The sequence below is a fragment of the Plantibacter sp. VKM Ac-2885 genome (genome assembly GCF_015351205.1).
In the GTDB taxonomy this organism is placed as follows: domain Bacteria; phylum Actinomycetota; class Actinomycetes; order Actinomycetales; family Microbacteriaceae; genus Plantibacter; species Plantibacter auratus.
In genome coordinates, this window is sequence record NZ_JADKSK010000001.1 from 2,494,971 (window position 1) to 2,519,658 (window position 24,688).

Here is a 24,688-nt window from a genome sequence, read left to right on the forward strand (position 1 = left end):
CATGAGGTCGTTCAAAAACTGAGCGGCAGGTTCGGTGCCGGCTCCGTGGACGGCTGCACTCCCCTGCTCTTCAGCACCTGGGTGGTCACATCCCGGAAGATGGGAGCGACTGCAGCCGATGAATTCATCTTAACCGGGTCGGCCAGGTTCACCGAAACGACGAACTGCGGCGCCTCTGCAGGAGCGAAACCGGCCATCGAGACGAGGTAGCTCGAGCTGTAGCCTCCATCGCCGTCGGGCTGCTGTGCGGTGCCGGTCTTCATCGCCACCCGGTAGCCGGGGACGTCGACGTTCTTGGCCACCCAGCTCTCCTGGTCGACCATCTCGAGCATGTCGCTGACCTGCTTCGCCGCGTCGGCGGAGACGACCTGGGTTCCGGTCGCGTCGGGGACGTCGGTCGTGGTGCCGTCGGCGTTCCGGCAACCCTCGACCAGCTGGACGGGCATGCGGACACCGCCGTTCGCGATGGTCTGGTACAGACTGGCGCCCTGGATCGCGGTCGTCGAGAAGCCCTGACCGAACATGGTCGCGTAATCCGTCTGGTTGTCCCAGTCCGCTGGGTCCGCCATGAGGCCACCGGACTCGCTCGGGAAGCCGACCTCGGTCTTCTGCAGCTGACCGAACTTCTGGAAGTAGGCGTAGCGGGTGTCGGCGCTCATCTTCTCGCCGAACTGCGAGATCCCCGTGTTGGACGATTCGACCATGACACCCGACAGGGTGAGGTTCAGATCCGCGTGGAACTCGCTGTCGTTGATGTCGGCACCGTTCGAGGGCTTGTACCGGAACGGAGCGACCACTTGGGAGTTCGGGTTCGCGACACCCTGGTCGATGAGCGCCGCGGCGGTGAGCGACTTGTACGTCGATCCCGGTTCGAACGGCGCGGCGAAGGCCCGTGAGCCTCGGTCTTCGGACGGTGTCGCGCTGACGTTGCCGGGATCGACGGCCGGGTACTCGGCGACGGCGAGGAGCTTGCCGGTCTTGACCTCCATCACCGTGACGACGCCCCAGCTCGCACCGACCGCTTCGGCCTGCGCGGCGAGCGACTGCTGCGAGAACCACTGGATGTCCTTGTCGAGCGTGAGCACGACGTCGCCGCCGTCCTTCGCCGGCTTCGTCACCGTGGTGCCGGGGAGCGGGAGACCGCCGCTGCCCTTCTCGTACGTCGTGCGACCGTTCTTGCCGGCGAGGCAGGAGTTCTCCATGAGTTCGACGCCCGCTTGGGCCTCGCCCTCCTCGCCCACGAAGCCGACGATGTTGCCGGCGACAGCACCGTTCGGGTACACCCGGTACGGCTCCTCCTTGAAGGTCGTCCACGGGATCTCCAGTGCCTTGAGCGCTCGGAGCTGGTCGAGCGTGAGCTTCTTGGCGATGAGGGCGTAGAGCGAGTCCTTGTCCGCGGCGAGGGCGTCCGTGATGAGCGCGAGGACCTCCGGACCGGGCTTCCCGATGATCGCGCCGATCTCGTTCGTCGCCTGCTCGAGGGTGATCGTCTGCTCGCTGCCGTCGACGTCGCGCTCGAACGGGCCGGCGTCCTTCGGGGATGCCGCCATGCTGTAGCGCATGACGGCTTCGGCGAGCACCGAACCGTCGGAGGCGAGGATGCTGCCGCGGGTGGCGAGGATCGTGTCGCCCGTCTCGGTCTTCTCGAGGGATTCGGCGCTCAAGGCACTCGCGCGGACCACCTGGATGTCGACCAGACGGAGGACGAAGAGCGTCATCACGATGGAGACCGCGACGATGGTGAACGCGAGGCGTCGGCGCGTGGTCTTCGTGTGTCTCACCATGATGCCCGCACCGCGTCCTCTCCCGACGTCGCACCTCCGAGCAGGGCGTCGTCCTCCACCGTGAGCCGTCCGGTCATCGTGTGGTCGGCGACGGCAGCCCGTCCTGCAACGGTACGGGCGGGGTGACCGCTTCCTGGCTCGACGCGCCGTCTGCGGCGGCGGCGTTCTGTCCGCCGACGAGCGGGAGCGTCGCGGCCTGTGCGTTCGGCACGAGGGCGGCGTTGAAGATCGGACTCGTGCTCGCCGACGCCGGCGTGGGCGTCCCCAGCACAGCACCGTCGGAGAGCCGGAGGTAGGTCGGGAGCGAGTTGCCCACCATGCCGAGCGCCTGCGCGTTCACGGCGAGGTACTGCGGGGAGGCCAGGCGGTCGAGGTCCTCGGCCAGCGCGGCCGAGGTGCGGCCGAGTTCGACCTGCTTCCCCTCGAGCTGCTGGATCTGGTACGCGCCCTGGCTCAACCCGACGCTGAGGAGCAACTGACCGACGACGATGGCGACGACCGCACCGACGACGATGACCGCGTACATCGGCCGTGGTCGGAGCTTCGAGCGCGCCCCGGTCGTGACCGCACGGATGTGCTGCCGTTCGGGGGCCGTCCGGGTCGGCTGCGGCCGAGCACGTCCGAGCCGTTCGGGTGCGAGATCGAGTGCTGCGGTCGCTCCGCTCATGCTGGCCTCCTCAGCCGTTCGGCCGCGCGGAGTCGCACGGGTTTCGCTCTGGGGTTCTCGTCGATCTCGGCCTCGGTGGCGAGTTCGGCGCCCTTGACGAGGAGCTTCAGCTCCGCGCTGTGCTCCGGGAGCTCGACGGGCAGCCCCGCCGGCGTGGTCGACTTCGCCCGCGCCTGAAGCTCGCGCTTGACGATCCGGTCCTCGAGCGACTGGTAGGACAGGAACACGATCCGTCCTCCGACCCGAAGCAGGTCGAGCGCGCGGGGCACGGCGGACTCGAGGACAGTCAGCTCAGCGTTGACCTCGATGCGCAGCGCCTGGAAGACCCGCTTGGCCGGGTGGCCGGTGCGGCGTGCGGCCGCCGGCGTGGCCCGATCGATGAGCTCGACGAGCTGACCGGAACTCGTCAGCGGTCGCTGCTGGCGTTCCTCGACGATGCGGCGTGCGTAGCGCTGCGCCAACTTCTCGTCGCCGTACTCCCAGAAGATCTTCCGAAGCGCGACCTCGTCGTAGGTGGCGAGGATCGTCTCCGCCGTCAGCTCGCTCGAGGCGTCCATCCGCATGTCGAGGGGCGCGTCCTGCGAGTACGAGAAGCCGCGTTCGGTCCGATCGAGTTGCAGTGAGGAGACACCGAGGTCGAACAGGATCCCGTCCACCTGTGGGAACCCGAGCTCCTCGGCCGCCTCGTCGATGTCGTCGTAGACGGCTTTGACGAACCGGGCTCGCGACCCGAAGCGCTCGAGCCGCTCCTGAGCGATGTCGAGTGCATCGAGGTCGCGGTCGAGCCCGATGAGGGTCAACTGCGGGAACCGCTCGAGCATCGCTTCGGCGTGGCCCGCCATGCCGAGCGTGGCGTCGATGAGGACCGCACCCTCGTGGGACACGGCGGGGGCGAGCAACTCGATGCATCGCTCGAGGAGGACCGGGGTGTGGATGTCGTTGATGGCCATATGCGTAATCCGGACGGTCCCTGACCCCTGATCCCCATCCGTTCCGACCTGGCACCGGGGAAGTGTGTCAGGGCGGGCTCCGACCTGGCACCGGGGAAGTGTGTCAGGGCGGGACGGCTGGGAGTCAGGGGGCAGGGCACTAGAAGAGTCCGGGGATCACCTCCTCGGCGGTCTCGGAGAAGACGCTCTCCTGTTCGGCGAGGTAGGACTCCCATGCCTCGGCGTCCCAGATCTCCGCGCGGCTGCCGGCGCCGATGACCACGAGGTCGCGGCTGAGCCCGGCGTACTGGCGGAGGTTGGACGGAATGGTCACGCGGTGCTGCTTGTCGGGGGTCTCGGCACTCGCTCCGGAGAGGAACACGCGCAGGTAGTCGCGGGCCTGCTTGCTGGTGACCGGAGCCTGGCGGATCTTCTCGTGGAGCGCCTCGAACTCCCGCGTGCTGAAGACGTAGATGCAGTGCTCCTGGCCTCGGGTCATGACGACCCCGCCGGAGAGCTCATCGCGGAACTTCGCCGGCAGGATGATGCGGCCTTTTTCGTCGAGTTTGGGGGCGTGACTACCGAGGAACATACGCCCCCGCCCCCAATCGTTCTGGCCAACATCTTGGTTGGGCTCCACTTTACTCCACTTTGCCCCACCAATGCAGCACATTCCTCCACATCGGACCATTTGTCCATGAAAAAACCCCGCAAAGTCAAGACTCTGCGGGGTGGAGGGAAATGGAGGGGTTTTGCCATACCCGGGACGAGCAGGGAGGGCCTGGAACGACGAAACGGGGCCGATCCGAAGATCGGCCCCGTTTGGAGTCGTGGTGCGGCGGCGCCGCGAGGGAGGGAAGTGGAGTCAAGTGGCCGGCCGCGGAGCGACCGGGAGACCTGGCATCGTTACCGCTCGTCGCCCGACTGACGCTTGTCCCAGCGGTCGTTGAAGCGGTCCATCAGACGCGAGGACTTCTGGCCGGCCGGAGCAGCCTGACGAGGACGCGGCTGTTCGAGTGGAGCCCGGGTCGGCTTGGTCGCCACGAGCACGCCCGTGAGCATGATCGCGAACCCGAGCAGACCGACGATGGGCTGCTGGATCACGACTCCGAGCACGAGGCCGATCGCCCCGACCACCGCGATGAGGGAGCCGAGCGCGATTCCGCGGTAACTCGGTTTGCCCGCGCCAGCGCTGACCTTGGAGACGAAATCGGCATCGCTGCGGTAGAGGTGGCGTTCCATCTCATCGAGGAGCCGTTGCTCCTGCTCTGAAAGTGGCATCTGATTCCCCTCAAGGTCACACGACGCGACGTTGTTGATCGAGTCTAGCCACCGAAGCATGACTAGGCTAGGTGCGTGATCGAAAGCAATGAACTCGCCACCCTGGTGGGCCGCGGGCTCTCCGACTTTCTCTCCTCGCGAAGCTCCATTGTCGCGCAGATCGGCCCGGAGCTCTCCCCGTTCCTCGACTTCTCCCGGGAATTTCTCAGCGGTGGGAAGCGGTTCCGAGCACAGTTCTGTTTCCGGGGCTGGCAGGCCGTCTCCACCGGGAGGCACGCCAGTGGTCAGGGCGGCCTCGAGACCGTCATCGCGACCTGCGGAGCACTCGAGCTGTTCCACGCCGCAGCGCTCGTCCACGACGACATCATCGACAACTCCGACACCCGCCGGGGTGCACCGTCGGCTCACGTCTCCTTCGCGGAGTTGCACCGTCGCAGCCGATGGGACGGCGACCCGACCACCTTCGGCACCGGAGCCGCCACGCTCCTCGGTGACCTGCTCCTCGGCTGGAGCGACGAACTCCTCGACGACGGACTCGACCAGCTGGACGACCGCACCGCCGCTCGCGCAGCGCGGGCCGAGTTCAACCGCATGCGGACCGAGGTCACGGCCGGCCAGTACCTCGACATCCTCGAGGAGCGCGCCTGGCGCGACGCCGCCGACGACGAACAGCGTCGCCGCGCCGAGCGCGTCCTGATCTTCAAATCCGCCAAGTACAGCATCGAGTCGCCGCTCGCACTCGGAGCGCTCCTCGGTGGCGGGAACGAGCAGCAGCTCGCGTCGCTCCGCGGGTACGGCCTCCCCCTCGGCATCGCCTTCCAGCTGCGCGACGACCTCCTCGGCGTCTACGGCGATCCCGCCGTCACCGGGAAACCGAGTGGCGACGACCTCCGCGAGGGGAAGCGCACCATCCTCATCGCGCTCACGCGGGAGGCCCTCCAGCCGGGCGCGCGCGCCATCCTCGACGAACTGCTCGGGGATCCCGAACTCGACGACGACCAGATCGGCCTGCTCCAGGCGACCATCCGCGACAGCGGAGCCGTCGACCAGGTGGAGAAGCTCATCCAGGACCACGTCGCACGGGCGCTCTCCGCATTGGGCGAGGCTCCGATCAACGACGACGCCCGGGCCCACCTGCGCGGCCTCGCGGTCGCGGTCGCACGCCGCGAGACCTGAGCGGTCCGGCTCGGACGGCGTGGGATCAGGCCAGCGCCTGAGCCACCCGGCGAACCTCGGACCGTCGTCCCTCGCGGAGGGCTTCGATCGGCGAGGTCCCGATCGCGTCGTCGTCCTCGAGCATCCACACCATCGCGGCCTCATCGTCGAAGCCGTTGTCGGACAGCAGCGTCAGCGTGCCGCGCAGGTTGTGCACCGGCCCGCCGTCCGCGATGAACGACGACGGCACCTGCAGCACGCCGTCACGCCGGACGGCGAGGAGGTCGCGCTCCTCGAGGTACTGACGGATGCGTCGGATCGGCAGCCCGAGTTCGGTCGCCAGATCGGGAAGGGTGAACCACACGAGTTCGGAATTCTGCTCAGTCACGCACAGCAGTCTGCCACGACCGCGCTCCGCTCGTCGCCGTCGGATCGCGTTCGGGTAACGATCCAGGCACCTCGCCGCCCTCCCGGGGTGTTGACAGCTCTTCGCGCTCGACGTTCCATACACTCGACTGGTGAGTAGCAACCAGCAGACCGATCCGATGATCGGCCGTCTCCTCGACGGGAGATATCAGGTGCGCTCACGCATCGCCCGTGGCGGCATGGCGACGGTCTACCTCGCCACGGACCTCCGGCTGGAACGGCGCGTCGCGATCAAGGTCATGCACGGCCACCTCTCGGACGACACGACGTTCAAGAACCGCTTCATCCAGGAGGCGCGCTCCGCCGCGCGGCTCGCGAACCCGCACGTCGTCAGCGTGTTCGACCAGGGCCAGGACTCCGACATGGCGTACCTCGTCATGGAGCACCTGCCGGGGATCACCCTCCGCGACCTCATCCGCGACAACGGCACGCTGACCCCTCGGCAGGCCGCCGACATCCTCGACGCCGTGCTGTCCGGACTCGCCGCCGCGCACCGCGCCGGCATCGTCCACCGCGACGTCAAGCCGGAGAACGTCCTCCTCGCCGACGACGGACGAATCAAGATCGGCGACTTCGGCCTCGCGAGAGCCGCGAGCGCGAACACGGCCACCGGCCAAGCGCTCCTCGGCACGATCGCCTACCTCTCCCCCGAACTCGTCACCCGTGGACAGGCCGACGCGCGGAGCGACATCTACGCGCTCGGGATCATGCTCTACGAGATGCTCACCGGCGAGCAGCCCTACAAGGGCGAGCAGCCGATGCAGATCGCCTACCAGCACGCCAACGAATCGGTCCCCGCACCGAGCGCCAAGAACCCCGCCGTCCCGAAGGAACTCGACGACCTCGTCTTCTGGGCCACCGAGCGCGAACCGGACGATCGTCCGTCGAACGCCGGCGAGATGCTCGAGCGCCTGCGGTCCATCGAGTCCAGTCTCGGGTTCACCTCGGTCGCCACCGGGGCGCAACCCACGATCGTCATGCCGGCCTCCTACTCGAGCGAGCACGCCGACGACGTCACCCAGGTCATCGGCCGCAACACCAAACCGCAGCAGGTCCCGGTGCGCGCCGACGCGACGGACGGTCCGGGCAAGCTCGCCACGAAGGCGCGCAAGCGCAGCCGCGTGGGCGTCGCGCTGTTCACGATCGTCCTCATGCTCGCCGCGCTCGCCGGTGGGACCGGATGGTACTTCGGCCAGGGCCCCGGCTCGCTCGTCGAGGTCCCGAACGTCGCCGACGGGAGTTTCGACCAGGCGTCCGCCAAACTCGTGGAGCTGGGCTTCGTGCCCGTCGAAGGCGCGACGTTCAGCCTCACCGTCCCGGCCGGCACGGTCGCCGGCAGCGATCCGCCGTCCGGGTCGAAGATCGACAAGGGCAGCTCCGTCACGGTCCTCGTCTCCCAGGGACCGCAGCCGGTGGACATCCCGGTCCTCGCCGGGCTCGCACAGTCCGACGCCGAACAGCAGTTGGACGCGCTCGGCGTCGCCGTCGGCACCGTGAACCAGCAGTTCGACCCGAGCATCGCGAAGGACATCGTGCTCGCGGCGACCGACGCGACCTCGGGAGCCGACTACAGCCAGGGCGGGCCGTCCTTCCAAGGCTCCACGGTGACGTTGCTCGTGTCGGCCGGACAGGTGCCCTCGGTCTCCGGGATGACACCGGACCAGGCGCGCGACGCCCTCGAATCCGTCGGGCTGGGTGTGGGCACCTCGGACGAGGCGTTCGACGACACGATCCCCGCGGGGCAGGTCATCGGCATCCAGGCCAAGACCGATGCGGACGGGAACGAGACGGCGTTCATCCCGGGCGACGACGTGACGCTGATCGTGTCCAAGGGCGTCGAGTTGGTCGCCGTCCCCGACACCACGGGTCAGACGATCAACGATGCCATCGAGACGCTGCAGAACGCTGGCTTCACCGTGGGCGACATCGCCGTGCAGGAGGCGTTCCGCGGCATCTTCAAGGTGAAGAAGACCGATCCCCCGGCGGGCAAGTCCGTCAAGAAGGGCTCGACCGTCAACATCACCGACTTCGGTCTGTGACCCGGTCGGACGGCGCTCGTCCGCTCGTCGGAACGAGCCGCCGCCGTCCTGCTACGCTCGCCGCATGAGCCCGGAGGACCTCGCCGAACTCGCCTGCCTCCGACGGGCGCGCGACCTGATCGACCGCGACTACGCCGAACCGCTCGACGTGCCGCTGATGGCATCGACGGCGCACATGTCGCCGTCGCATTTCGCGAGGCGGTTCCGTGCGGTCTACGGCGAGACGCCGTACGGCCACCTCATGACCCGTCGGATCGAACGGGCGATGGCGCTCCTCCGGGCGGGGAGCTCGGTGACGGACGCCGCTCTTGCCGTCGGGGCCACCTCGCTCGGATCGTTCAGCTCGGCCTTCACCGCCATCACGGGCGAGACGCCGAGCGCGTACCGTCGGCGCGAACATCATGCGGTCGACGCGATGCCGGACTGCGTCGCCAAGACGACCACGAGGCCTGCCCATCGCCGGGTGTCCGGTCCGAGTGGATCGAGCAGGATCGGAGAAGCGGGCCTCCAGCGCCCGGCGTAACGTCGTCGTCATGACGATCTCACTCCAGTACTGCAACATCACGGTGAACGACGTGGACGAGGCCATCGCCTTCTACGCCGACGCACTCGGACTCGAGGTCCGGAACGACGTCGCCAACGGCGGCTTCCGGTGGGTGACGCTCGGCAGCGACGCGCAGCCCGGCCTCGACATCGTCGTCTCCGAACCGCACGCGGGTCGTTCGCAGGCTGACGGGGACGCGCTGCAGGCCCTCCTCACGAAGGGGGTGCTGCCGATGCTCGTCTTCCGAGCCGACGACCTCGACGCCACGTTCGAACGGGTCCGCGCGTCCGGCGCAGACGTGCTCCAGGAACCGAAGGAGATGGGCTGGGGCGCGCGCGACTGCGCGTTCCGCGACCCGTCGGGCAACCTGGTCAGGATCTCCCAGGCGTAGGTGTCGCGGACGACGAAGCGCCCATGCCGAACCCGGCATGGGCGCTTCGTCGTGTGAGACTTACTTCGCGGCGGCGAGCTCCTCCGCCACGAGGAAGGCGAGCTCCAGCGACTGCATGTGGTTGAGGCGAGGATCGCACAGCGACTCGTACCGCGTCGCCAGGGTGGCCTCGTCGATCTGCTCGGAGCCGCCCAGGCACTCGGTGACGTCGTCGCCGGTGAGCTCGACGTGGATGCCGCCGGGGTGCGTCCCTGCGGCGCGGTGGGCTTCGAAGAACCCCTTGACCTCGTCCACGACGTCGTCGAAGCGACGCGTCTTGTAGCCGGTGGGCGTCGTGAGTCCGTTGCCGTGCATCGGATCGGTGACCCAGAGCGGCGTCGCGTCGGCACCCTTGATCGCTTCGAGCAGCGGAGGCAGGGCGTCCCTGATCTTGCCCGCACCCATCCGCGTGATGAACGTGAGGCGCCCGGGCTCGCGCTCGGGGTCGAGCTTGTCGATGAGACGCAGCATGTCGTCGGCCGAGGTGGTGGGGCCGAGCTTCACGCCGATCGGGTTGCGGACGCGCGACAGGAAGTCGACGTGCGCGCCGTCGAGCTCGCGGGTCCGCTCCCCGATCCACACGAAGTGGGCGGAGGTGTTGTACGGTGTGCCGGTCCGCGAGTCGATCCGCGTCATCGGTCGCTCGTAGTCCATGAGCAGCGCCTCGTGGCTCGAGTAGAACTCGACACCGCGCAGCTGGTCGAAGTCGGCTCCGGCCGCCTCCATGAACTTGATCGCACGATCGATGTCGCGCGCCAGTCCCTCGTATCGGTGGTTCACCGGGTTGGCGGCGAACCCCTTGTTCCAACTGTGGACCTCACGGAGGTCGGCGAACCCGCCCTGGGTGAACGCCCGGATGAGGTTCAGCGTCGATGCGGAGGTGTGGTACCCCTTGACGAGCCGAGCGGGGTCGGCCGTGCGCGACTCCGGGGTGAAGTCGTAGCCGTTGACGATGTCGCCGCGGTACGCGGGCAGGGTGACGTCGCCCCGCGTCTCGGAGTCGTTGGAGCGCGGCTTGGCGAACTGCCCGGCCATCCGGCCCATCTTGACGACCGGCATCGACGCACCGTAGGTCAGCACGACGGCCATCTGCAGGACCGTCTTCACGCGGTTGCGGATCTGCTCGGCCGTCGCACCGGCGAAGGTCTCGGCGCAGTCGCCGCCCTGGAGCAGGAACGCGTTGCCGCTCGCCGCCCGAGCCAACCGGTCGCGCAGGATGTCGACCTCGCCGGCGAAGACCAGCGGAGGGAGCGTCGCGAGTTCGGCGGAGGCACGCGCCACCGCGGCCTGGTCCGGCCATGACGGCTGCTGCTTGATCGGCAGCTCACGCCAATAGTCCAGTCCGGCGATCACCGAGGGTTCGGCCATGACGACTGGTTCTGTAGCGTGGGACACGGATTTCCTGTTTCTCTTCGACCGGACGCGCTCCGGAGCCCGCCCGGAAGGGGGAACGGACCGCGATCGCGGCCCGGTTTTTCAGCTTAGCGTCACGCCGACGCGGCGCGCTCCTTGACGCTCGTGGCGTAGACGTCGCGATAGTCCTGGCCCGAGAGCTTGCGGAGTTCGACCATCAACTCGTCCGTGACGCTGCGGAGGATGAAGCGGTCGCCCTCCATGCCCTCGAACCGCGAGAAGTCGAGCGGCTTGCCGATGACGATCCCGATCCGGCGGATCCGGGGCAGCTTCGTGCCGATGGGCATGACCTTCTCGGTGTCGATCATCGCGACGGGGACGATGGGGACCCCGGCCTCGAGCACCATCCGCGCGACGCCGGTGCGGCCGCGGTACATCGTCCCGTCGGGACTGCGGGTGCCCTCCGGATAGATCCCCAGCAGGTGACCGCCACCGAGGACCGCGAGCCCGGTGTTGAGCGAGGCCTCGGAGGCCTTGCCGCCCGACCGGTCGATCGGGAGCTGCCCCGTGCCGAGCATGAAGGTCTTCGTGGCCCAGCCACCGAATCCCTTGCCGCGGAAGTACTCGCTCTTGGCCAGGAAGGAGATCCGCCGATCGACGCACAACGGGAGGATCACCGAGTCGATGAAGGACAGGTGGTTGCTGGCGATGATCGCGCCGCCGTGCTCCGGGATGTTCTCGGCGCCGATCACCCACGGCCGGAAGATCGACTTGAGGATCGGTCCGGCGACCAGGTACTTCATGAACCAGTAGAACATCGTGCTCCTCCGTCTTGCCGTCGTCGTCAGCCGAGGACGAGGGCGCTCCTGGCGAGATCGCCGGCGCCGATGACACCGGCGTCGTTCACGAGCTGCGCGATGCTGAAGGACGGCTCCGGGTGGAACCCGCGCGCCGGGAGGTGCGTCAGGAACGCCTCACGAACGGGGTCCAGGAGGAGGTCGCCGGCCTGGGCGACGCCGCCGCCGATCACGAAGATGTTGGGGTCGAGGATGGCCGACATGCTCGCGAGGGCCTGCCCCAGCAGATCGGCGAGCTCATTGAGGCACCGGAGGGCGCCGGGATCGCCGGACTCGAGCAGGGCGGAGACGTGGTGTCCGTTCAGCAGCCCGCCGGCCGCGGCACGGGCTCGGGCGAGGGCGGCACCGTCGCCACCGGCGTCCGCTGCCTCGTTCGCGAGTCGGAGCAACGCGTTCCCCGAGCAGTACTGCTCGACGCAGCCACGCGCGCCGCAGCCGCAGGGCAGACCGTCCGGGATGAGGCGCATGTGTCCCAGTTCCGCACCGCTGCCGAAGCCACCGGTGAGGAGCCGGTCGTCGAGGACGATCGCTCCGCCGACACCCGTGCCGATCGTCACCATGACCATGCTGCGTTCCTCGCGCCCCGCACCGAACCGGAACTCGGCCCAACCCGCGGCGTTCGCGTCGTTCTCGATCGTCACGACCTTGTCGGGCAACCGCGCGGCCAGCCGGGCCTGCAGGGGCTCGTTCCGCCAGGCGATGTTCGGCGAGTAGTAGACGGTCGAGCGCGTGGCGTCGAAGAACCCCGGCGCTGCGACGCCCACGCTCGAGATGCTGCCGTCGTCCAAGGATCGGACCATGGCGACGACGTCGTCGATGATGGCGTCGGGATCGGAGGCCTGCGTCGGCGTGCGCCCGGCCGCGAGGATCCGGCCGTCGTCGTCGACGACCCCGCCCGCGATCTTCGTCCCGCCGATGTCGATGCCGATCGCGTTTGCCATAACGGTGCCGTCTCCCTGTCCTGATGTCGCCGATACCGGCAGCGGCGTGTGACCGACCGTCAGTCGAGTCGGTCGCCCGCGCGCCGCAGTCGAGTCTACTGAGCGTGTGCGCGCCACAGAAACCGCGCAAAGACACGTGCTCTAGGATGGAGCAACATCTTGCCGACCTGGTACCGAAGGAGTTGCCGTGGAACAGTTCGACGTCCCTGCAGTCGTCGCAGCAGACCCATCCGCCAATGCGACCGATCTGCTCGTGAAGCGCCTGGCTGCTGCGCCCGACGCCGCGCTGTTCGCCGTTCCCCGCGGGTCGGAGTGGGTGGACGTGACCACCGCCGAGTTCCATGCGCAGGTCGTCGCCCTGGCGAAGGGCCTCGTCGCCGCGGGGATCGAACCCGGCGACAAGATCGGGCTCATGTGCAAGACCCGGTACGAGTGGACCCTCATCGACTTCGCCGTCTGGTTCGCCGGAGCACTCCTCGTCCCGATCTACGAGACCAGCTCGCCGAGCCAGGTGCAGTGGATCCTCAGCGACTCCGGAGCGACGAGCGTGCTGGTCGAGACACCCGACCAGTTCGCCCGCTTCGACGAGGTGCACGGTGACCTCCCCGATGTGGCACGGGTCTGGCAGATCGACCTCGGTGACCTCGACAAGATCGCGGCCGGCGGCGTCGACGTCCCCGACGAGGAGATCGAACGCCGCCGCAACCTGGCGGTGGGTTCCGACATGGCGACCCTCATCTACACCTCCGGCTCGACCGGTCGGCCGAAGGGGTGCGTCCTCACCCACTCGAACTTCGTCGAGCTGTCACGGAACTCGGCCGTCGCGCTCAAGGACGTCGTGTCCGCTCCCGGTGCCTCCACCCTCCTCTTCATCACGACGGCGCACATCTTCGCGCGCTTCATCGCCGTGCTGTGCGTGCACTCCGGCGTGAAGACGGGCCACCAGCCCGACACGAAGCAGCTGCTCCCCTCGCTCGGCACCTTCAAGCCGACGTTCCTCCTCGCGGTCCCCCGGGTCTTCGAGAAGGTCTACAACTCCTCCGAGCAGAAGGCGGAGGCCGGCGGCAAGGGCAAGATCTTCCGTGCAGCCGCCGAGACCGGGATCGCCTACTCGAAGGCCCTCGAGAGCGGTTCCGTGCCGTTCGGCCTGAAGGTGAAGTTCCGGGTCCTCGACCGCCTCGTGCTGTCGAAGATCCGCACGGCCATGGGCGGCCGGGTGCGGTACGCGGTCTCCGGGAGCGCTCCCCTCGGTCCGCGACTCGGTCACTTCTTCCACGCGCTCGGCATCGTGATCCTCGAGGGCTACGGCCTCACCGAGACAACCGCGCCCGCGACGGTCAACCTCGCCCAGAAGTCGAAGATCGGGACGGTCGGACCGGCGCTCCCCGGCGTCTCCCTCCGCATCGCCGACGACGGCGAGGTCGAGGTGCGCGGGATCAATGTCTTCAAGGAGTACTGGCAGAACCCCGAGGCGACGGCGGAGGCCTTCGACGACGGCTGGTTCCGCACCGGCGACATCGGCTCCTTCGACTCTGACGGCTTCCTCACGATCACCGGGCGGAAGAAGGAGATCATCGTCACCGCGGGCGGCAAGAACGTCGCCCCGGCGGCGCTCGAGGACCCGATCCGCGCGACCCCGGTCGTCGGGCAGGTCGTCGTCGTCGGCGATCAGAAGCCGTTCATCAGCGCCCTCATCACGCTCGACACCGAGATGCTGCCGTCATGGCTCGCCAACAACGGCCAGGACGCGTCGATGAGCGCCGCCGAGGCTGCTCGGAACCCCGCAGTGCTCGCCGCCGTCCAGCGCGCCATCGACGAGGCCAACACCAAGGTGTCCCGCGCGGAGTCGATCCGCAAGTTCGTCATCCTCGACGACGAGCTCACCGAGGCGAGCGGTCACCTCACGCCGAAGCTCAGCATCAAGCGGAACGTGATCCTCAAGGACTTCGCAGAGACGATCGAGGGCATGTACCTCGGAGCGGGTTCGCCCGAGACCCAGGGGATGTCCCTGAAGTAGCGCCTCGACGGGCTCGGCGGTCGATCGACGACCGCCGGGCCCGTCGACCGGCGTCTAGAACCAGTCGCTCTCGCGGACCTGCTTCATCGCCTCGCGGCGGTGCTCCTTCGACAGTCGGTCGAGGTAGAGCATGCCGTCGAGGTGGTCGGTCTCGTGCTGCAGGGCTTGGGCGAGGAGTCCTTCACCCTCGACGACGAGCTCCTGCCCGTCGAGGTCGATGCCGACGGCACGCGCGTAGGGATGGCGCGGCGTCGGGAACCAGAGCCCGGGCACCGACAGGCAGCCCTCGCCGATCTCCTCGAGTTCACCGCGCACCTCGACGAGCTTCGGGTTGATGAGATACCCGATGACGCCGTCGACGTTGTAGCTGAACACGCGGAGCCCGACGCCGATCTGCGTCGCGGCGACGCCGGCACGACCGGGGAGCTCCACGCTGTCCACGAGATCGCGGACGAGGCTGCGGATGTCGTCGTCGATCGTGACGACCTCGGCCGTCGGAGCCTTCAGGACCGGGTCGCCGAAGTGTCTGATGGGTCGTGTCGTCACGGGTTGGATCCTTCCGGGCGGGACAGGTGTGGTGGACGCGGAGACCGGCCGCGTCGCCTCGAGGAGGGACGCGGCCGGTCTCGGGAGGGTCAGGCGCTCGGCTTCACGACGACGAGCAGGTCGCCCGCCTCGACCTGCTGGGTCGCCGGGATCGCGAGGCGCTCGACGACGCCGGCGACGGCGGTCGTGATCGCCGCCTCCATCTTCATGGCCTCGATCGAGGCGACCGGCTGGCCCGCCTCGACGCGGTCGCCGACGGCGACCTTCACGGTCACGACGCCGGAGAACGGCGCGGCCACCTGGCCGGGGACGGAGGTGTCGGCCTTCTCTGCAGCGCGGGAGTCGACCTCGATGCTGCGGTCGCGGACGAACACCGGACGCAACTGCCCGTTGAGGGTCGCCATGACGGTGCGCATGCCCTTCTCGTCGGCCGCGCCGATCGCTTCGAGCCCGACGAACAGCCGGACGCCCTTGTCGATCTCGACGACGTGCTCCATGCCCGGCTCGAGGCCGTACAGGTAGTCGGCGGTGTCGACGACGGAGAGGTCGCCGTACAGGTCGCGCTGCTGCTCGAACTGCTTGGTCGGCGCCGGGAACAACAGCCGGTTGAGGGTCGACCGGCGCTCGGCGGACTCGCCGTCGAGCGAGGCCTGGTCTTCAGCGGAGATCGGCGTGATCCCGATGTCGACGGAACGACCGGCGAGGACCTTCGAGCGGAACGGCTCAGGCCATCCGCCCGGGAGCTCCCCGAGTTCGCCCGCCATGAACCCCACGACGGAGTCCGGGACGTCGTACTTGTCGGGGTTGGCCTCGAAGTCGGCCGGATCCGCCTTGACGGCGGCGAGGTGGAGCGCGAGGTCGCCGACGACCTTGCTCGACGGGGTCACCTTGGGCACCCGACCGAGGATCTTGTTGGAGGCCGCGTACATGTCCTCGATGAGCTCGAAGTGGTCCGCGAGCCCCAGGGCGATCGCCTGCTGGCGGAGGTTCGACAGCTGACCGCCCGGGATCTCGTGCGTGTACACGCGACCGGTCGGGCCCGCGAGTCCTGACTCGAACGGCCGGTACATCGCGCGGACGGCCTCCCAGTAGGGCTCGAGGTCGGCGATCCCCTGCAGGGAGATGCCGGTGTCGCGCTCGGTGTGGGCCAGCGCGGCGACCAGCGAGGACGCGGACGGCTGACTCGTCGTGCCGGCCATCGGCGCGCTCGCGACGTCGACGGCGTCGGCGCCCGCGTTGCTCGCCGCGAGGAGGGTCGCCAGCTGTCCACCGGGGGTGTCGTGCGTGTGCACGTGGACCGGCAGGTCGAACCGCTCGCGGAACGCCGCGACGAGCTTGGCCGCCGCGGACGGACGGAGGAGCCCCGCCATGTCCTTGATGGCGAGCACGTGGGCACCGGACTCGACGATCTTCTCGGCGAGACGGAGGTAGTAGTCGAGGGTGTAGAGGTCCTCGGCCGGGTTCAGCAGGTCACCGGTGTAGCAGACGGCGACCTCCGCGACGGTCGTCCCCGTCTCCAGGACCGCGTCGATGGCCGGGCGCATCTGCGACACGTCGTTGAGGGCGTCGAAGATCCGGAAGATGTCGATCCCGGTGTCGGCGGCCTCCCGCACGAAGGCGTTCGTCACCTCCGTGGGATAGGGCGTGTAGCCGACGGTGTTCCGGCCGCGCAGCAGCATCTGGATCGCGATGTTCGGCATCGCCTGACGCAGCGAGGCCAGTCGCTCCCACGGCTCCTCACCGAGGAAGCGGAGGGCCACGTCGTACGTCGCGCCACCCCAGGCCTCGACGGACAGCAGTTCGGGGGTGAGCCGGGAGACGAACGGTGCGACCGCGAGGAGGTCCTTCGTCCGGACGCGCGTGGCCAGGAGCGACTGGTGGGCGTCGCGGAAGGTGGTCTCGGTCACGGCGAGGGCGGTCTGAGCGCGGAGGGCGTCAGCGAAGCCCTTCGGGCCGAGCTCGAGCAGTCGCTGACGCGAGCCGGCCGGGGCGTCGGTCGTGATGTCGATCGCGGGCAGCTTGTCGACCGGGTCCGCGCCGGACGGACGCGACCCGTTGGGCTGGTTGACCGTGACGTCGGCGAGCCAGTTGACGATCTTCGTCCCGCGGTCCTTCGAGACGTGCCCGCGCAGGAGCTGCGGACGCTCGTCGATGAAGGAGGTGCTGAGGTCGCCGGCCACGAACGAGGCGTCTTCGAGGACCGCCTGCAGGAAGGGGATGTTCGTGGAGACGCCGCGGATGCGGAACTCGGCGAGGGCGCGCTTGGCGCGCGTGACGGCCGCCTCGAATGTGCGCCCACGGCAGGTGAGCTTCGCGAGCATCGAGTCGAAGTGGGGGCTGATCTGTGCACCGGAGGCGACCGTGCCGCCGTCGAGTCGGATGCCGCCGCCGCCCGGAGAGCGGTAGGTCGTGATCTTCCCGGTGTCGGGACGGAAGCCCGCCGTGGGGTCCTCGGTGGTGATGCGGCACTGGAGCGCGAAGCCGCGGAGGTGCAGGGACTCCTGCGTGAGGCCGAGGTCGCCGAGCGACTCGCCGGCGGCGATGCGCATCTGCGACTGGACGAGGTCGACGTCCGTGACCTCCTCGGTCACGGTGTGCTCGACCTGGATGCGCGGGTTCATCTCGATGAACACGTGCTGACCGGCCCGCTCCCCCGCGGTGTCGAGCAGGAACTCGACCGTCCCGGCGTTGACGTAGCCGATCGACTTGGCGAACGCGATGGCGTCGCGGTACATCGCCTGACGGGTGTCCTCGTCGAGATTCGGGGCCGGCGCGATCTCGACGACCTTCTGGTGCCGGCGCTGCACCGAGCAGTCGCGCTCGAAGAGGTGGATGGTCTCGCCGTCGGCGCTCGCCAGGATCTGGACCTCGATGTGCCGCGGGCGGACGACGGCCTGCTCGAGGAACATCGTCGGGTCGCCGAAGGCGCTGTCCGCCTCGCGCATGGCGGCCTCGAGAGCGCCACGGAGGTCCTCGGCGTTGTCGACGCGGCGCATGCCACGGCCGCCGCCGCCGGCGACCGCCTTCGCGAAGATCGGGAACCCGATGTCGGCGGCACCGGCGAGCAGCTCTTCGATGTCGCGGCTGGCCGGCGTGGACTTCAGGACCGGGACCCCGGCCGCGATGGCGTGCTCCTTGGCGGTCACCTTGTTGCCGGCCATCTCCAGGACGGAGGACGGCGGACCGATGAAGGTGATGCCGGCTGCTCGGGCGGCCTCGGCCAGCTCCGGATTCTCGGAGAGGAAGCCGTACCCGGGGTAGATCGCGTCGGCGCCCGACTCCTTCGCGACGCGGATGATCTCCGAGACGTCGAGGTAGGCGCGCACCGGATGACCCTCCGTGCCGATCTGGTAAGCCTCATCGGCCTTCAGCCGATGCATCGAGTTGCGGTCCTCATAGGGGAACACCGCAACCGTCTTCGCCCCCAGCTCGTACGCGGCACGGAACGCCCGGATGGCGATCTCTCCGCGATTGGCGACAAGAATCTTCCTGAACATGGAACCCTTCCCACAACAGCCAACTCAGCAAACGTTGAGATTCCCTAGCCTAGTCACGGTAACGTTGAGCCTTGTGCATGTACTCAGCGTTAGCTCCCTGAAGGGGGGCGTCGGCAAGACCACCGTCACCCTTGGCCTGGCTTCCGCCGCGTTCTCGAAGGACATCCGCACGCTGGTCGTGGATCTCGACCCCCAATCCGACGTCTCGACCGGCATGGCCGTCGACGTCGCAGGGCACCTCACGGTGACGGATGTGCTGACCTCGCCGAAGAAGAAGATCGTCGAGCAGGCGATCGTGGCGAGCGGCTGGACGAAGATCCACCCGGGCAAGATGGACGTCATGATCGGCAGCCCGTCTGCGATCAACTTCGACGGCCCGCACCCCAGCATCCGCGACATCTGGCGCCTGGAAGAGGCGCTCGCGCACGTCGAGGAGGAGTACGACCTCGTCCTGATCGACAGCGCGCCCTCGCTCAACGCACTCACCCGCACCGCCTGGGCGGCGAGCGACCGCGTCGCCGTCGTCACGGAGCCGGGCCTGTTCTCGGTCTCCGCAGCCGACCGCGCGCTCCGCGCCGTCGAGGAGATCCGTCGTGGGCTGAGCCCCCGGCTGCAGCCGCTCGGCATCATCGTCAACCGGGTGCGTCCGCAGTCGATGGAGCACCAGTTCCGCATCAAGGAACTGCGCGACATGTTCGGTCCCCTCATCCTCAACCCGCAGCTGTTGGAGCGCACGTCCCTCCAGCAGGCTCAGGGTGCCGCCAAACCTGTCCACGTGTGGCCTGGTGACACGGCACAGGAGATGGCGAAGAACTTCGATTCGCTCCTCGACCGCGTGCTGCGCACGGGCCGCGTCGGCGAGTACGCCGACGGCGCTCCCCCGGAGCCGGCTGTCGTCATCAGTCCCACTGTCGTCGAGGCGCCCTCCACCGACAGCTGAGGTCGCGGCGAGACCGTTCAGTCGGCTCACGGACCAGGCGCTCGCTCGGGTCGCCCTTCGACAGGTTCAGGGACCGGCAGGAGCGCTCAGGGACGGGCAGGAGCTCCAAGGACCGGCAGGAGCACCAAGTACCAGGGATCTGCGCTGAGGGAACGTGTGGCGCGCGTCGGTGAGCCCTTCGACAATCTCAGGGAGCGGCCCTTCGACAGGCTCAGGGACCGGCGCCTTCGGCTCGGGTCAGGCGCTCCGAGCGGAGCGACGTGCTGCGAGCTCGTCCATGGGGTCGGCCGACTGTGCGTCGAACTCGATGAGCGTCGACTCCACCTCGCGCAGCACCTTGCCGACGGCGATGCCGAAGACGCCCTGTCCGCGGCTGACGAGGTCGATGACCTCGTCATTGGAGGTGCAGAGGTAGACACTCGCGCCGTCGCTCATGAGCGTGGTCTGGGCGAGGTCGACGATGCCCGCTTCGCGGAGCTGGTCGACCGCCGTACGAATCTGCTGCAGGGAGATGCCCGTGTCGAGCAGGCGCTTGACGAGCTTCAGGACGAGGATGTCGCGGAAACCGTAGAGACGCTGCGTTCCGGATCCGGATGCACCGCGCACGGTCGGCTCGACCAGACCCGTCCGGGCCCAGTAGTCGAGCTGGCGGTAGCTGATTCCGGCTGCACGGGCGGCGACCGCTCCGCGGTAGCCCTGGCCCTCTTCGAGTTCCGGAAGCCCGTCGGTGAACAGCAGCCCGAGGTCACCGTACCGTGACGCCCCGTCGCGACTGAGTTCACTCATGTCTGCTTCTCCTCGATGTTCGCTGCACGGTCGGTACGGTCTCGACGGGGGCGTCGAGCCGACTTGACCACTCCCACCACGCTACCGATCCGCCCCGGTCAACGCTGCGACATCCGTTCGAAACGGGCGGCGTGTCGTGACGAGTGATCGAACTGTGACCTGGCCGTGATGGATGAGGGCAGTCTACGCCCTGGGAGGTCGATCAGGAGGATTGGTGTCGCTCGAGTGCCGAGCGGACGAGGTTCGACCGCACGCCCTCGAGCTGTGCGGCGATCTCCAGCGCCCGGTCGGCGGTACGTGCCCGGCCGGCGGCGTCGTTCCGCTTGGCAACGGCGCTCAACGCACTCTCGATGAGCCCGACCTCGCGCTCGATCGAGGCGCGGAACCCGCGGAGGTGCCGGGGTTCGATGCCGGAGCGCTGCAGCTCCACGAGGATCCGCAGAAGGGACGCGACGTCCTCGCCGTAATTCTCGGCGGGCAGGATGAGCGACGCGCTCACGGCGTCGTTGAACAGCATCGGGGTGGCGCCGGCTTCACGGATCAGTTCGTTCCGGGAGAACCTGCGGACCCCGGGATGGATCGATGGCGCGCCGGCCGCTTGCCCGCTGCCCGGGAACAGCGGCGACCGCCCAGCGTCGACCTCGACGAGGTAGGTGCGGATGACCTTGAGGGGGAAGTAGTGGTCGCGCTGCATGGACAGGATCAATCGCAGGCGTTCGAGGTCCTCGCTCGAGAACTTCCGGTAGCCGGACTTCGTCCGCGCCGGGGACACCAGCCCCTGCTCCTCGAGGAACCGGAGCTTCGAATTGCTCAGCTCGGGGAACTCCGGAGTGAGGCGTGCGAGGACCTGCCCGATGCTCAGCAGCGGAGCGCCGTCGCTTCGCGCGTTCGCGCTGGCTGCCGCCACTAGCTTCCCAGCTGGGAGGCGAGGTCGATCCGCGACGCGTAGAAGGTGAGGCGGAACTTGCCGATCTGCACCTCGGCGGCGTCGCGCAGGATCGCCTTGTCGATGCGGACGCCGTCGAAGTACGTGCCGTTCAGGGAGTTGAGGTCGCGGATCTCGAACGCGGTCCCGTGACGGTGGAACTCGGTGTGCCGACGCGACACCGTGACGTCGTCGAGGAAGATGTCGGCCTCGGGGTGACGTCCGACGGTGGTGACGTCGGCGTCGAGGAGGAACCGCGCACCGGCGTTCGGACCACGACGGACGATCAACAGCGCGGAGCCGGACGGCAGGGCCGCGATCGCCTCGTGCTCCTCAGCGGTGACGTCGGAGTCGATCGCCGCGAGGGCCGCTCCGAGGTCTTCACCGAAGGTCAGTGTCGTGTCGACTTCCCGATCGCCCGAGCCGCTCGTCGGGGCACCGTCGTCGACGGCTCCCGGCGTGTACGCCCCGGTCGCGGGATACTTCTCATCGTGCTCAGCCACCGTCGACCTCCTCTCCGTCAAGCGTATCCGATGTGGCGTCACTGTCGAGCCGCCCGGTCGAGGGTGATCCGCCGGATCCGGCCCGTTCCCGCTGCTTCGAACGGGCATCCCCCGAGATGCGGACGGTCTGCAGCAGGTAGAGGATGCCGGCCCACCAGTAGAGCGTCGCTCCGGCGATCACCGACACCCAACCGAGCGGCGTCGCGATCATCGCGACGGCGGGGAACGCCTGACCGAGCATGAGGACCGGGAGTCCGATGAAGAGGAGTGCCGTGCCCCACTTCCCCACGCGGATGACGGGCAGCACGCCCGTACCCGACCGGTGGAGGACGACGGCGAGCCCGACGAGCAGCAGGTCGCGGGCGAAGACGACGATGAGCAACCACCACGGGATGAGTCCGCGGGCCGCGAGACCGATCAACGCCGCGAGGATGTAGAGGCGATCGGCGGCCGGATCGAGTTGTCGACCGAGCTTCGTCATCTGGTCGAACCGTCGCGCGATCCACCCGTCGAGCAGGTCGGTGACGCCGGAGAACGCGAGCGTCGCGAGGGCCCAGAGGTCCTGCCCCTGCACGAGGAGGACCAGGAAGACCGGGACGAGGAGGATCCGGAAGACGCTGAGCGCGTTGGGGAGGGTGACGACGCGGTCTTCACCGGTCCGTCGAGCCCCGCGCCCCGCCCCGTCAGTCACGGGTCGAGTCTACCGATGGGCTGCTCTACCATCGGAGGATGGACAGCCCGTCGAGCGTACGCGTCGACGCATGGATCTGGGCGGTCCGGCTGACGAAGACCCGCTCGGCCGGCGCGACAGCCTGTCGAGCCGGCCACGTCCGGGTCAACGGCGATCGGGCGAAGCCGGCACAACCCGTCAGGATCGGCGACGAGGTCCGGCTCCGCGTGGCGGGCTTCGACCGGATCGTCGAGGTCCGACGCCTCATCGCGAAACGGGTCGGCGCGGACGTCGCGGCGGAGTGCCTCATCGACCGCTCTCCCCCGCTGCCGACGCCGGCGGAACGGCAGGTCGTGGCCGTCCGAGACCGCGGCGCCGGTCGACCGACGAAGCGTGAACGTCGCGACATCGAGCGGTTGCGGGGGCGCTGACGCGCAGCTGACGACCCTCCCGGCCTCATCGGCGACGCATCGTCCCCGTCCAGGGAACACTCAAGCGCCGCCAAGGTGGCTCGGGCATGCTGGGCCGATGTTCCGCCGCCATCCCGTGCTCAGCACCCTCACCGTGGTGTACCTCGCGCTCGTGGCGGCCATCACCCTCGGCCCACGGCCCTTCGACGGCCGGACCGAGTCCCTCGTGTACCGACTCGTCGACATCCTCGCCCGGTGGGAGTCGACGGCGTGGGTCACCTACGAGCGTCTGGAGTTCGGAGCGAACATCGCCATGTTCGTCCCGATCGGCGTCTTCTTCCTGCTCCTGCTCGGACGGCGGCGCTGGTGGCTCGCCATCCTCGTCGCGGCCACGCTGACGGTCGGCATCGAGGCCGCGCAGCTCGCGATCCCCGGACGCGTGAGCGATCCCCGCGACCTCCTCGCGAACACGTCGGGTGCCGTCGCCGGGGTCGTCCTCGGCCTGATGCTGACCGCCGGGCGCGCCCGCCGGCTCCAGGCCTCGTCACGTCGCCGCGCGGCCCTGCAGCATTGAACGGCCCGGCACGGTCCTGATTCACAGGAGGCTGAGAGGCGTTCCAAGGCCGCTTCAGTAGAGTGCGAGCGGGCCGTCGGCCCGTCGGAGATAGAGCTGGAGCGCACGCCCATGACCGGACCAACGTCGTCGGACAACCTCGAGGAGCTGAAGCGCCTCAAGGACGAGTTCACGCGGTTCATGATGCTGTACAAGTTCGGCATCGACGAGATCACCACGAAGCTCAACATCCTCAAGGAGGAGTTCACGCAGATCCACGACTACAACCCGATCGAGCACATCAGCTCGCGGTTGAAGTCGCCGGAGAGCATCATCGGCAAGATCGAACGCAAGCAGTACGGGCAGGACATCGACGACATCCGCGAACACATCACGGACATCGCCGGTATCCGCGTCACCTGCAGCTTCATCTCCGACACGTACAAGGTGTTCGAACTCCTGACGAGCCAGCAGGACATCACCGTGGTGAAGGTCAAGGACTACATCGCGAACCCGAAGCCGAACGGGTACCAGAGCCTCCACGTGATCGTCGAGGTTCCGGTGTTCATGTCCGACGGCGTCGTGCAGGTGCCCGTCGAGATCCAGTTCCGGACGATCGCCATGGACTTCTGGGCGAGCCTCGAACACAAGATCTACTACAAGTACGACAAGGCCGTGCCGGACAGCCTGCTCGCCGAGCTCAAGCACGCAGCCGAGGCGGCCTCGAGGCTCGACGCGAAGATGGAGCACCTCCACGGCGAGGTCCTCGCGCTCGACCGGGCGACGACCTCGCGGACCACCGCCGACGGGCACCCGAAGCCTCCGTCACTCGCCGACCGGGTCATGACCGAGCTGATCGACGGGCTGGACCCGCGTTAGAGCGCCTTGCGCATCTGCACGGCCATCGTCTCGTAGCCGAGCGATTCGTACAGGCCGCGCGCGATCCGGTTGAACCCGAAGACGTTCAGCCCGAGCGTCTTCGCGCCCTGCTCCTTGGCCGCCGTCTCGGCGAGCTGCATGGCCTGCCGGCCGAGCCCACGCCCGCGGAACGACTCGTCGATCTCCACGTCCCAGATCCACCACTCGTCCGGGTGGCTCGTGCTCCGCGGTCCGATCCAGAGCACGCCGACCGCGGCTTCGTCGAGGACCACCTCGAAGACGAGGTGTCCGACCTGGAGCCGGCCGGCCGGGAACGTCTCGGCGAGGGACTGCGCCGCCTTCGCCGTCGCCTCTGCCTCGGTCTCCCCCGCCTCGATGCGTTCGAGGCGGTACTGCGCGTTCGCGGCGAGCATCCACCCCCGCAGTCGATCGGCGGGCATGCGGACGAGCGTGGCGTTCATGAGGACATCCTCCCAGAACGTCGCGACCCCGTCGCTCGCCGTCCCGCGCAGGGTCGTCGCCGGGCTCGGGAATAGTTCCCGCCCGAAACGAGCTG

Annotated in this window: 25 protein-coding genes; 9 read left to right on the forward strand and 16 right to left on the reverse strand. The window is 68.5% G+C overall.

The features are described 5' to 3' along the window. Nucleotides 1–11 precede the first annotated feature (11 nt). The 5 genes from ITJ66_RS11910 to ITJ66_RS11930 all read right to left on the reverse strand — a co-directional run bounded on the left by ITJ66_RS11910 (nucleotide 12) and on the right by ITJ66_RS11930 (nucleotide 4,661). On the reverse strand, nucleotides 12–1,784 hold the full coding sequence (locus tag ITJ66_RS11910) for a penicillin-binding protein 2 (RefSeq protein WP_194644657.1): 1,773 nt from the start codon (nucleotides 1,782–1,784) through the stop codon (nucleotides 12–14). 73 nt (nucleotides 1,785–1,857) lie between these two features. Beyond that, nucleotides 1,858–2,451, reverse strand: a complete 594-nt coding sequence (locus ITJ66_RS11915; protein ID WP_064297001.1) for a hypothetical protein — start codon at nucleotides 2,449–2,451, stop codon at nucleotides 1,858–1,860. Continuing rightward, nucleotides 2,448–3,401: a 16S rRNA (cytosine(1402)-N(4))-methyltransferase RsmH gene (gene rsmH, locus ITJ66_RS11920; RefSeq protein WP_194644658.1), complete on the reverse strand. Its 954-nt coding sequence runs from the start codon at nucleotides 3,399–3,401 to the stop codon at nucleotides 2,448–2,450. Before rsmH ends, ITJ66_RS11915 begins: the two co-directional genes overlap by 4 nt. A gap of 139 nt (nucleotides 3,402–3,540) precedes the next feature. After that, the gene (gene mraZ, locus ITJ66_RS11925) at nucleotides 3,541–3,972 is read right to left on the reverse strand and encodes a division/cell wall cluster transcriptional repressor MraZ (RefSeq protein WP_064297003.1); all 432 of its coding nucleotides are present in this window, start codon (nucleotides 3,970–3,972) and stop codon (nucleotides 3,541–3,543) included. A 314-nt stretch (nucleotides 3,973–4,286) separates the two neighbouring features. Continuing rightward, complete coding sequence (locus ITJ66_RS11930) at nucleotides 4,287–4,661, reverse strand: DUF3040 domain-containing protein (RefSeq protein ID WP_064297004.1); 375 nt, start codon at nucleotides 4,659–4,661, stop codon at nucleotides 4,287–4,289. A gap of 75 nt (nucleotides 4,662–4,736) precedes the next feature. Here ITJ66_RS11930 and ITJ66_RS11935 point away from each other — a divergent pair, with 75 nt between their 5' ends. Beyond that, a complete protein-coding gene (locus ITJ66_RS11935; RefSeq protein ID WP_064297005.1) occupies nucleotides 4,737–5,837 on the forward strand; it encodes a polyprenyl synthetase family protein in 1,101 nt (366 codons plus the stop codon). Between the two features lie 25 nt (nucleotides 5,838–5,862). Here the strand turns inward: ITJ66_RS11935 and ITJ66_RS11940 are convergent, their stop codons facing one another. Then, nucleotides 5,863–6,204: an Rv2175c family DNA-binding protein gene (locus ITJ66_RS11940; protein WP_086473210.1), complete on the reverse strand. Its 342-nt coding sequence runs from the start codon at nucleotides 6,202–6,204 to the stop codon at nucleotides 5,863–5,865. Nucleotides 6,205–6,334: 130 nt separating this feature from the next. Between ITJ66_RS11940 and pknB the strand changes: the two genes are divergently transcribed. From pknB to ITJ66_RS11955, 3 genes are all read left to right on the forward strand, one after another. Further along, nucleotides 6,335–8,281 (forward strand): Stk1 family PASTA domain-containing Ser/Thr kinase, encoded by a 1,947-nt coding sequence (gene pknB, locus ITJ66_RS11945; RefSeq protein WP_370582631.1) that lies wholly within the window; start codon nucleotides 6,335–6,337, stop codon nucleotides 8,279–8,281. A gap of 64 nt (nucleotides 8,282–8,345) precedes the next feature. Then, complete coding sequence (locus ITJ66_RS11950; protein WP_137241613.1) at nucleotides 8,346–8,804, forward strand: helix-turn-helix transcriptional regulator; 459 nt, start codon at nucleotides 8,346–8,348, stop codon at nucleotides 8,802–8,804. 10 nt (nucleotides 8,805–8,814) lie between these two features. Beyond that, a complete protein-coding gene (locus tag ITJ66_RS11955) occupies nucleotides 8,815–9,216 on the forward strand; it encodes a VOC family protein (protein ID WP_137241612.1) in 402 nt (133 codons plus the stop codon). Nucleotides 9,217–9,276: 60 nt separating this feature from the next. On the opposite strand, the gene ITJ66_RS11960 is transcribed toward ITJ66_RS11955, so the two are convergent. From ITJ66_RS11960 to ITJ66_RS11970, 3 genes are all read right to left on the reverse strand, one after another. Next, complete coding sequence (locus tag ITJ66_RS11960; protein WP_056005400.1) at nucleotides 9,277–10,623, reverse strand: class II 3-deoxy-7-phosphoheptulonate synthase; 1,347 nt, start codon at nucleotides 10,621–10,623, stop codon at nucleotides 9,277–9,279. A gap of 119 nt (nucleotides 10,624–10,742) precedes the next feature. Next, nucleotides 10,743–11,426, reverse strand: a complete 684-nt coding sequence (locus ITJ66_RS11965) for a 1-acyl-sn-glycerol-3-phosphate acyltransferase (protein ID WP_064297009.1) — start codon at nucleotides 11,424–11,426, stop codon at nucleotides 10,743–10,745. 26 nt (nucleotides 11,427–11,452) lie between these two features. Then, nucleotides 11,453–12,406, reverse strand: a complete 954-nt coding sequence (locus ITJ66_RS11970) for an ROK family glucokinase (RefSeq protein WP_064297010.1) — start codon at nucleotides 12,404–12,406, stop codon at nucleotides 11,453–11,455. A 187-nt stretch (nucleotides 12,407–12,593) separates the two neighbouring features. On the opposite strand from ITJ66_RS11970, the gene ITJ66_RS11975 reads away from it, so the two are divergent. Next, on the forward strand, nucleotides 12,594–14,423 hold the full coding sequence (locus tag ITJ66_RS11975) for a long-chain fatty acid--CoA ligase (protein WP_137241611.1): 1,830 nt from the start codon (nucleotides 12,594–12,596) through the stop codon (nucleotides 14,421–14,423). 54 nt (nucleotides 14,424–14,477) lie between these two features. On the opposite strand, the gene ITJ66_RS11980 is transcribed toward ITJ66_RS11975, so the two are convergent. Continuing rightward, nucleotides 14,478–14,969 carry a peptide deformylase gene (locus tag ITJ66_RS11980; RefSeq protein ID WP_064297012.1) on the reverse strand — a complete coding sequence of 164 codons (492 nt, stop codon included), beginning with the start codon at nucleotides 14,967–14,969 and terminating at the stop codon, nucleotides 14,478–14,480. Nucleotides 14,970–15,058: 89 nt separating this feature from the next. After that, the gene (locus ITJ66_RS11985; RefSeq protein WP_137241610.1) at nucleotides 15,059–18,466 is read right to left on the reverse strand and encodes a pyruvate carboxylase; all 3,408 of its coding nucleotides are present in this window, start codon (nucleotides 18,464–18,466) and stop codon (nucleotides 15,059–15,061) included. Between the two features lie 73 nt (nucleotides 18,467–18,539). On the opposite strand from ITJ66_RS11985, the gene ITJ66_RS11990 reads away from it, so the two are divergent. Beyond that, the gene (locus ITJ66_RS11990) at nucleotides 18,540–19,406 is read left to right on the forward strand and encodes a ParA family protein (RefSeq protein WP_194644841.1); all 867 of its coding nucleotides are present in this window, start codon (nucleotides 18,540–18,542) and stop codon (nucleotides 19,404–19,406) included. A 237-nt stretch (nucleotides 19,407–19,643) separates the two neighbouring features. On the opposite strand, the gene ITJ66_RS11995 is transcribed toward ITJ66_RS11990, so the two are convergent. From ITJ66_RS11995 to ITJ66_RS12010, 4 genes are all read right to left on the reverse strand, one after another. Beyond that, nucleotides 19,644–20,192 carry a MerR family transcriptional regulator gene (locus tag ITJ66_RS11995; protein ID WP_064297014.1) on the reverse strand — a complete coding sequence of 183 codons (549 nt, stop codon included), beginning with the start codon at nucleotides 20,190–20,192 and terminating at the stop codon, nucleotides 19,644–19,646. A gap of 202 nt (nucleotides 20,193–20,394) precedes the next feature. Continuing rightward, on the reverse strand, nucleotides 20,395–21,099 hold the full coding sequence (locus ITJ66_RS12000; protein ID WP_137241608.1) for a MerR family transcriptional regulator: 705 nt from the start codon (nucleotides 21,097–21,099) through the stop codon (nucleotides 20,395–20,397). After that, nucleotides 21,099–21,512 carry an FHA domain-containing protein gene (locus ITJ66_RS12005; RefSeq protein WP_162530320.1) on the reverse strand — a complete coding sequence of 138 codons (414 nt, stop codon included), beginning with the start codon at nucleotides 21,510–21,512 and terminating at the stop codon, nucleotides 21,099–21,101. Before ITJ66_RS12005 ends, ITJ66_RS12000 begins: the two co-directional genes overlap by 1 nt. A 100-nt stretch (nucleotides 21,513–21,612) precedes the next feature. After that, nucleotides 21,613–22,311 carry a CDP-alcohol phosphatidyltransferase family protein gene (locus ITJ66_RS12010; RefSeq protein WP_192017898.1) on the reverse strand — a complete coding sequence of 233 codons (699 nt, stop codon included), beginning with the start codon at nucleotides 22,309–22,311 and terminating at the stop codon, nucleotides 21,613–21,615. A gap of 38 nt (nucleotides 22,312–22,349) precedes the next feature. Between ITJ66_RS12010 and ITJ66_RS12015 the strand changes: the two genes are divergently transcribed. The 3 genes from ITJ66_RS12015 (at nucleotide 22,350) to ITJ66_RS12025 (ending at nucleotide 24,132) form a co-directional block, all read left to right on the forward strand. Further along, nucleotides 22,350–22,721 carry an RNA-binding S4 domain-containing protein gene (locus ITJ66_RS12015; RefSeq protein ID WP_137241606.1) on the forward strand — a complete coding sequence of 124 codons (372 nt, stop codon included), beginning with the start codon at nucleotides 22,350–22,352 and terminating at the stop codon, nucleotides 22,719–22,721. 97 nt (nucleotides 22,722–22,818) lie between these two features. After that, nucleotides 22,819–23,274 (forward strand): VanZ family protein, encoded by a 456-nt coding sequence (locus tag ITJ66_RS12020; protein ID WP_192017897.1) that lies wholly within the window; start codon nucleotides 22,819–22,821, stop codon nucleotides 23,272–23,274. Between the two features lie 111 nt (nucleotides 23,275–23,385). Beyond that, entirely contained in the window at nucleotides 23,386–24,132 is a 747-nt protein-coding gene (locus ITJ66_RS12025) for a GTP pyrophosphokinase family protein (RefSeq protein ID WP_082916274.1), read from the forward strand. On the opposite strand, the gene ITJ66_RS12030 is transcribed toward ITJ66_RS12025, so the two are convergent. After that, nucleotides 24,129–24,593, reverse strand: coding sequence for an N-acetyltransferase (locus tag ITJ66_RS12030; RefSeq protein ID WP_085510980.1), 465 nt, complete (start codon nucleotides 24,591–24,593; stop codon nucleotides 24,129–24,131). The two genes, ITJ66_RS12025 and ITJ66_RS12030, sit on opposite strands and share 4 nt — an antisense overlap. Nucleotides 24,594–24,688 lie beyond the last annotated feature (95 nt).

What these genes read in the sequence shown, in the direction of transcription:
- ITJ66_RS11910 (WP_194644657.1), bottom strand. Translation starts at nt 1,784, where the DNA reads ATGGTGAGACACACGAAGACCACGCGCCGACGCCTCGCGTTCACCATC.
- ITJ66_RS11915 (WP_064297001.1), bottom strand. Translation starts at nt 2,451, where the DNA reads ATGAGCGGAGCGACCGCAGCACTCGATCTCGCACCCGAACGGCTCGGA.
- rsmH (WP_194644658.1), bottom strand. Translation starts at nt 3,401, where the DNA reads ATGGCCATCAACGACATCCACACCCCGGTCCTCCTCGAGCGATGCATC.
- mraZ (WP_064297003.1), bottom strand. Translation starts at nt 3,972, where the DNA reads ATGTTCCTCGGTAGTCACGCCCCCAAACTCGACGAAAAAGGCCGCATC.
- ITJ66_RS11930 (WP_064297004.1), bottom strand. Translation starts at nt 4,661, where the DNA reads ATGCCACTTTCAGAGCAGGAGCAACGGCTCCTCGATGAGATGGAACGC.
- ITJ66_RS11950 (WP_137241613.1), top strand. Translation starts at nt 8,346, where the DNA reads ATGAGCCCGGAGGACCTCGCCGAACTCGCCTGCCTCCGACGGGCGCGC.
- ITJ66_RS11955 (WP_137241612.1), top strand. Translation starts at nt 8,815, where the DNA reads ATGACGATCTCACTCCAGTACTGCAACATCACGGTGAACGACGTGGAC.
- ITJ66_RS11960 (WP_056005400.1), bottom strand. Translation starts at nt 10,623, where the DNA reads ATGGCCGAACCCTCGGTGATCGCCGGACTGGACTATTGGCGTGAGCTG.
- ITJ66_RS11965 (WP_064297009.1), bottom strand. Translation starts at nt 11,426, where the DNA reads ATGTTCTACTGGTTCATGAAGTACCTGGTCGCCGGACCGATCCTCAAG.
- ITJ66_RS11970 (WP_064297010.1), bottom strand. Translation starts at nt 12,406, where the DNA reads ATGGCAAACGCGATCGGCATCGACATCGGCGGGACGAAGATCGCGGGC.
- ITJ66_RS11985 (WP_137241610.1), bottom strand. Translation starts at nt 18,466, where the DNA reads ATGTTCAGGAAGATTCTTGTCGCCAATCGCGGAGAGATCGCCATCCGG.
- ITJ66_RS11995 (WP_064297014.1), bottom strand. Translation starts at nt 20,192, where the DNA reads ATGAGTGAACTCAGTCGCGACGGGGCGTCACGGTACGGTGACCTCGGG.
- ITJ66_RS12015 (WP_137241606.1), top strand. Translation starts at nt 22,350, where the DNA reads ATGGACAGCCCGTCGAGCGTACGCGTCGACGCATGGATCTGGGCGGTC.
- ITJ66_RS12020 (WP_192017897.1), top strand. Translation starts at nt 22,819, where the DNA reads ATGTTCCGCCGCCATCCCGTGCTCAGCACCCTCACCGTGGTGTACCTC.
- ITJ66_RS12025 (WP_082916274.1), top strand. Translation starts at nt 23,386, where the DNA reads ATGACCGGACCAACGTCGTCGGACAACCTCGAGGAGCTGAAGCGCCTC.
- ITJ66_RS12030 (WP_085510980.1), bottom strand. Translation starts at nt 24,593, where the DNA reads ATGAACGCCACGCTCGTCCGCATGCCCGCCGATCGACTGCGGGGGTGG.